Annotated in this window: 6 protein-coding genes; 3 read left to right on the top strand and 3 right to left on the bottom strand. The window is 70.9% G+C overall.

Annotated features, from left to right (window positions below):
* Positions 1-1,094 (bottom strand): molybdopterin-dependent oxidoreductase (locus E1295_RS46430; RefSeq protein ID WP_166427765.1); only part of this gene is annotated, 1,094 nt, incomplete at its 3' end.
* Between the two features lie 117 nt (positions 1,095-1,211).
* Here E1295_RS46430 and E1295_RS46425 point away from each other — a divergent pair.
* Positions 1,212-2,606, top strand: coding sequence for a hypothetical protein (locus E1295_RS46425; protein WP_132641536.1), 1,395 nt, complete (start codon positions 1,212-1,214; stop codon positions 2,604-2,606).
* On the opposite strand, the gene erm is transcribed toward E1295_RS46425, so the two are convergent.
* Complete coding sequence (erm, locus tag E1295_RS46420; protein ID WP_246081213.1) at positions 2,595-3,341, bottom strand: 23S ribosomal RNA methyltransferase Erm; 747 nt, start codon at positions 3,339-3,341, stop codon at positions 2,595-2,597. The genes E1295_RS46425 and erm overlap by 12 nt on opposite strands.
* 389 nt (positions 3,342-3,730) lie before the next feature.
* Between erm and E1295_RS46415 the strand changes: the two genes are divergently transcribed.
* Together E1295_RS46415 and E1295_RS46410 are read left to right on the top strand one after the other, a co-directional pair.
* Complete coding sequence (locus tag E1295_RS46415; protein ID WP_132641532.1) at positions 3,731-4,585, top strand: hypothetical protein; 855 nt, start codon at positions 3,731-3,733, stop codon at positions 4,583-4,585.
* Between the two features lie 36 nt (positions 4,586-4,621).
* Positions 4,622-5,329 carry a helix-turn-helix transcriptional regulator gene (locus tag E1295_RS46410; protein WP_132641530.1) on the top strand — a complete coding sequence of 236 codons (708 nt, stop codon included), beginning with the start codon at positions 4,622-4,624 and terminating at the stop codon, positions 5,327-5,329.
* Here the strand turns inward: E1295_RS46410 and E1295_RS46405 are convergent.
* Positions 5,306-6,346: an AI-2E family transporter gene (locus E1295_RS46405; RefSeq protein ID WP_246081211.1), complete on the bottom strand. Its 1,041-nt coding sequence runs from the start codon at positions 6,344-6,346 to the stop codon at positions 5,306-5,308. The genes E1295_RS46410 and E1295_RS46405 overlap by 24 nt on opposite strands.
* Positions 6,347-6,638: the final 292 nt, after the last annotated feature.

The following is a 6,638-nucleotide window of genomic DNA, read 5'->3' as shown; positions in this document are numbered from 1 at the left end:
CCCCCGCACCCGGTGAGCACGAGCAACGCCAGCATCGCCCGGTAGGCGGTGTCGGAGTGCGGCGTCTCCAGCCGCCCCGGCACGATCACGCACCCGCCGCCCGTCTTCTCCGCCGTCACACCCAGCTCCCGGGCGATCTTCACCGTCCGCGACGCGGCCACCCCGGTGCAGGCCTCCTGCCAGGCCGGCGTGTATGGCTCCGCCCGGTCGTCGTAGCCGCGCGGCCACACGCCCGGCAGCCGCGGCCTGGCCACCCCGTAGACGGCCAGCAGCAGGTCGAACACGGTCGTCACCAGCTCGCCGCCGTCACGCAGCACGGGCACGCCGCGCCGCAGCACCCCCGGCCCGTCGTCGAAGCGGGGCAGCAGCACCTCCACGGCCTCGCCGCCGTACACGCTGAGCCGGTCGCAGGCGCCGCCCGTCAGCCCGCCGGGCACGTACGCCTCCTCGCGGTCGCGCAGCCGTACCAACAGGGGCAGGTCGGTGTGCTCCATCGCCTGCCCGGCGAACGGCGTGCGGTCGAGGAAGAACTCCTTGAGCAGCACGTGCCCCATGGCCATGGCCAGCGCGCCGTCCGTTCCCGGCCGTACGACCAGCGTCTCGTCGGACAACCGCGTCGGATGCGTGCCGATCGCGACCACCTTCTGCCCCTTGTAGCGGCCGGCGATCACCCAGGGGGTGTCCGCCGAGCGTACGAGCCGGTTGTTCTCCCCCCACAGCAGCACGTACGCCGCCCGCGCCCAGTCCTCGGCGCGCGAAGGACCGGCGAAGCGCGGTCCCAGCACCTGCTCGGGGGCGCACGGGTGCTCGGTCAGCACCGCCCCGCCGAGCTCGCCGACGAGCCGCGCCAGCGGGGAGCTGGCCAGCGCCGCCACCCGCTCGGGCCCGTGCTCGTCGGCGGTGTGCACGATCGCCGCCGCCACCAGCTCGGCGGCGGTCTCGTCGTCGAGCGGCACCCGCCGTTCACCCCTGGCCGGCTGGTATTCCTGCGGGTTCGCTGTGAGTTTCGCCCAGGCCGCGACCGGGTCGCGCAGCCCGTTCCTCACCTCGAAATAGAGCCTGACCAGTGCCTGGTTGACCTGCGATCCCCCCATGCGAAAAGTTCAACACAAAGAGTGATGCCGTATCGCTATACGTGTCGGCATGTCGGGGATAAGAATCGGAACCGCTGGTGGCGGCGGCGCTCCCGGTGCGGCAGGCTATATCCCGCCATGGATTACGCAGTTCTCACGGGCATTGTCCTCGTCGCCGGTGTGGCGCTCGCCCTCGTCGCGCAGTGGCGCGACTGGCGGCCGCCCCTTCTTGTCGCCGTGCTCGTGGGCATCGCCGTCCGCGTGCTGATCATGTACACGTCGGCGATCGACACGTGGCAGCCCGTCGACTTCGTGGAGAGCTTCAAGCCCGCGGGCGAGGCCGTGCTACGGGGCGAGGACCCGGTGCTGGCCAGCGAGGGCGGCTGGCACTTCCTGCCGACGATCCCCTACGTGTACGGCATCCTGCTGTGGCTCGGCATCCCGTGGGAATACGCCGGGCGCCTGGTCACCGTGGTCGCCGACATCGTGATCATCCCGCTGGTGGCCAAGCTGGCCGGCGGCCCCAAGGCGCGGCTACGGGCCCTGCAGTACGCGCTCAACCCGCTCGCCCTGATGGTCGCCTGCATCCATGGCCAGGTCGAGCCGGTGGCGCTCGTGTTCGGCGTCGCCGCGTTCGTGGTCGCCAGGGGGCCGGGCGCGAGCGAACGCCCCGGCGTCACCACCGACGTGTTCGCGCGGGTGCGCGCGGGCCTGTCGGCGCACGGCGTGCGCGCCTCCGTCCCGCGGGTGATCGGCCGCGGCGGCCTGCTGCACCGGGCGCTGCTGCCGGGCGACGACGACCGGGCCGATCTGCGGCGGGGCGCGCTCGCGGGCGTGCTGATGGGCCTCGCGCTGTGCGCCAAGAGCTGGCCCATCTGGCTGATCCCCGGCATGCTGCTGCTCCTGCCCCACCTGCGTGCCCGCGTCGCCGCGCTCTTCGCGACCGGGCTGGTGCCCGTCTTCTTCCTGGTGACCCTGCCGGTCTTCGCGGGCACGTCGCTCGACCAGATCCCTGCGGTCATCCACACCATCCAGGACATCCGGCCCATCGTCGGCGAATGGGGCTGGACTCCATGGTTCACCCAGGGACAGTGGGCCCTGGAGCCCGCCCTGGCCTCGTTCGGCACCAAGCTGATCTACGTGAGCGTCGTCGCGGCCGTGCTCTACTGGCGGCGGGCCGATCCGGTCGACATGACGATCGCCGTGCTGCTGGCCTTCATGATCGTGACCCCCCGGCTCGGCGCCCAGTACCTCATGTGGTTCATGCCGTTCCTGGTCGCCAGGCCCACGAAGTTCGCCTGGCCGGCCATCATCGGCTCCTCGTTCTGGGCCGGCTACGGCTACCTCTACATGACCCAGTTCGACTTCAACGGGTGGTGGCTGCAGCACGCCACCTGGTCGCGGGCCTCCATCCTGCTGCTGCCGATCCTGGCCCTGGCCATGCCGTGGGGCCGCCGCGTCGTGACGGCAGCCCCAGGAACAGTCCCCCCTCAGGGGTTCTCCGACAAGTCGCGGATCACGTCATCGGCATAGGCGCTCCCACAATGTGATCCACTGGTCGGGGTGCACGTGGCCCACGGCGGTGTCGTGGGACACGCCGGCCGCGGCCAGCGCGCTGTCCACCCCGTCATACCTGGTCCTCAGCGACGCGCGTACGGACCCGCCCACGCCGCCGAACCCCAGCGCGACCAGCTCCTGGTAGGAACGGCCGTCGCCGACGAGCGGCTCGGGCCTGCGCTGGATGCGCAGGACCGCCGAGTCGACCGACGGCACGGGCCGGAAGCTCTCCCTGCCGATCGTGTCGCCGAGTCTCCACCCGAACCACGGCCACGACTCCACCGTGACGAGGCTCCAGCGGCCGTAGTCGCCCGCGCGCTTGCGGGCGTACTCCCGCTGCGTGAGCAGCGTCGCCGAGGTCAGGGCCCGCGCACGCAGGCACCAGTCGACGATCGCGGACGTGATCGCGTAAGGGATGTTGCCCACCACCGCGAACGGCTCCCGCGGCGCTCTCACCGTGGTGAAGTCGCGCCTGACGATGTCGACCCTGGGATCGTGGCGGGTGCGCGAGGCCAGCCGTCCGGCCAGCCGGGGATCGACCTCGTACCCGACCACCTGGGCGCCCGCCTCGGCCAGCGCCAGGGTGAGCGCGCCCTCGCCGGGGCCGGGCTCCAGCACCAGCCCCCGCGGAGCGGCGGCCTTGACCATCAGGTCGATGGCATGCCGGTCGACCATGAAGTTCTGCGAGAGCGTGCGCCTCGCCCGATCCACGGGCGTGCGGCCGCCACCGCGGCTTCTGACCTTCTTCTGCGTGTGTGAATGGTTTCCGTGTGCGTAGTCCTGCGCCACAGCACTGCCCTTCCGGGTCCTCGAGACAACGGGGTGCTCGAAGGGCCCTGGGCACGCGGGCGGACGCGCAGCCTCAGGTGATCGCGTCCGCTAGCGGGCCCGAGCCCGGCCGCGGCGGATGCGGATGAAAACCTGGCAGGTGAACATGCATGACATGAGGCCGACCCTAAGCAGGCACCTGCCGACCGGGCAAAGCATTTAATCGGCGTCGCGTCGGGTGCCCTGTGTCCGATTTCCACAAGAATCCCGCCCCTGCCCGCACCTAGCTTGGCCGTGACGACCGACCCACCACCGTTGAAAGGCGGCCTGACATGGACCCGCTCGACCGCGCACGACGCTATCTGGAGCTGCACGGCAGGCTGATCGACAGGTTGCGCTTCGAGGCGCTGTTCACCGGTGGGCCGCGCGGGCGCGTGCTCGACGTGCTGCGCTGCTACCAGAACGCCGACGGCGGATTCGGCAACGCCCTCGAACCCGACCTGCGCGGCCCGGGCAGCCAGCCCGAGCCGGTCGAGGTGGCGTTCTGGATTCTCGACGAACTCGACGCCTTCGACTCCCCGATGGTCACCGCGGCCTGCGACTACCTCGCCCAGGTCAGCGCCGGTGACGGCGGCGTGCCGTTCGTGCTGCCGTCGGTCAGGGACACTCCGCGAGCCCCGTGGTGGGAGACGCCCGACGACCCTCCGGGCAACCTCGTGCCCACCGCGTCGATCGCCGGGCTGCTCCACAAGCACGGCGCAACCCACCCGTGGCTCGCCGCCGCCACCGCGTTCTGCTGGTCGCGGATCGCCGAGATCGACGAGACGACTCCGTACGAGGCCCGCGCCGTCGTGACCTTCCTCGACCTGGTGCCCGACCGGGCCAGGGCGGAGGCCGAGTTCGCCCGGCTCAAGGAGGCCATCCTCGCGACGGTGGCTCTCGACCCCCACGCCACGGGGGAGGCGCACTTCCCGCTGGACTTCGCACCGGAGCCGCTGCGACTGCCGCTGTTCCCGCCGGACGTCATCGACACCCACCTCGACGCGCTCGCCGCCGCCCAGTCCGAGGACGGCGGCTGGGCCCCCAACTGGTCGATCTGGACGCCGCTGGTGGAACACGAATGGGGCGGCTACCTCACCGTCCAGCGGCTGCGCACGCTGCGCGCGTACGGGCGGCTGAAGGGTTGAGGCGGTTCTGTCGGTGGGGCCGCGTACGTTGGAGGCATGTACGCGGAACGGCCTCCCGACCCCGAACTCTCCGGCCGTCTCGCCTGCGTGTGGCACCAGGTCAGCGAGACGGAGCAGCACCATCTCGTCGTGCCCGACGCCTGCGTCGACCTCATCTGGGGCCCCGGCGGGCTGTTCGTGGCGGGCCCCGACACCGGGCCCATGCCGACGCCCATGGCGGCGGGCGACACGTTCACCGGCGTGCGCTTCCGTCCCGGCGCGGTGGGCGACTTCTTCGGCGTGCCGCTCCACGAGCTGCGTGACCGGCGGGTCCCCCTGGCCGACCTGCCCTTCCCGGCCGAGCGCATCGAGGAGGCGGCCCCGCGGCCGGGCTCCCGGCTGACCGCCATGCGCGCCGAGGTCAGACGGCGGCTGGCCGCCACCGCGGGAGCCGATCCGGCAGGCGCCGCCCTCACGGCGGTGTTGCGCGAAGGCCGCACGGTCGCGCAGGCGGCCTGGCGGCTCGGGTTCAGCGAGCGCCAGCTCCACCGCCGCACCCTGGCCTCGTTCGGCTACGCGCCGAAGACCCTCCAGCGCATCGTGCGGTTCCAGCGTGCCCTCCGCCTGGCCCGCGCCGGCGTCCCACTGGCGGAGGTGGCCGTCAGGGCCGGTTTCACCGACCAGGCCCACCTGTCCCACGACGTCAGGCGGCTGAGCGGCGTGTCCATGAGCCGCCTGCTCTCACCTGCGGGACGGGCCGCCTGACACGAGGTTCTGCGCCCACCTGGCGCGCGGATCGCTGTCGATCAGCAACGCCCGGGTCAGCAGGCTCAGCGGGATGGCGAGGATCGCGCCCAGCGGTCCCAGCACGAACGTCCACACGATCAGCGACAGGAACGTCATCGTCGTCGAGAGCCCCACCGCATCCCCGAGGAACTTCGGTAGGATGAACGACTGCACGACCACGTTGATGACGCTGTAGGCGACGATGACCAGCACCATCGTCTGCACGCCACCGTCCAGCAGGGCGAGCATGGCCGGCGGCACCAGGCCGATGACGAAGCCGATGTTCGGGATGTAGTTGGCGATGAGCGCCAGCACGCCCCAGAGCAGCGGCAGCGGCACGTCGAGCAGCGACAGGGCGATCACGTCGAGGGTCGCGCAGATCAGCCCGAAGACCGTCGAGACGATCAGGTAGCGCCGCGTCTTGTGCGCGAACGTCGCCAGCGCCGTCACCAGCTGCGGCCGATACCCTTCGCCGGTCGTCAGGACCTTCGAGGTCACCGGCGCGTCGAGACACATCGCCAGCAGCAGCACGATGACCAGGAACAGCGCGGACAGCACGCCGATCAGGCTGCCGAGCAGGCTCTGCGCCAGACCGAGGATCGAGCCCGCGTCGAACGCCTGCAACCCCCGGTCGAGCACGTCGTTGCTCACGCCGTGCGCCGCGGCCCAGGCCAGCGTGTCGGCGAGGAGCCGGTCGAACTGCGCGGCGTACGCCGGCAGCAGCGAGACCAGCTGGGTGACCGAGATCGTCAGGATGCCGACCATGCCCAGCAGCGCGAACACGACGATGAGGAAGGGCACGGCGACCTGCAGCCACATGGGCGCCCCCTTTGCGGCGAGCCACGTGCGCACAGGGGAGACGGCGATGACGAGCACGAGTGCCAGAACGACGGGGCCCGCGATCGAAGCGACCTCGCGGATTCCGAAGAGGACGATCACCGCGGCGGCGATTCCCACCATGATGATGAGCGCCCTGGGGATGGGTTGATCACGCACGCCCCCTATCTACCCGAAGCCGCCGGGGGCACCGCCGATTTGACGGTTCCGGGAGGCGTACATAGAGTTCAGCAGTCCCATGGGAGCGGCGTTGATCGCCGGTCCCACTCGGGGGCCACCTCCAGACACCGTCCAAGCTCGTGGATGTTCGCGTCCACTCTGATGGGCTGGTAAGTTAGAGGGGTTGTCTCCGAAAGGGGGCGGCGCTTAATTCCCGCAGGTTGTGCAGGTCCGGTCAATTTGACAGAGACTTGAACGGCTGAAAGAGTTAAGACACAACGAAATGAACGCC

It is taken from the genome of Nonomuraea mesophila (genome assembly GCF_004352805.1).
GTDB classification, from domain to species: Bacteria; Actinomycetota; Actinomycetes; order Streptosporangiales; family Streptosporangiaceae; genus Nonomuraea; species Nonomuraea longispora.
This window is presented reverse-complemented; position numbering and strand designations above follow the sequence as displayed.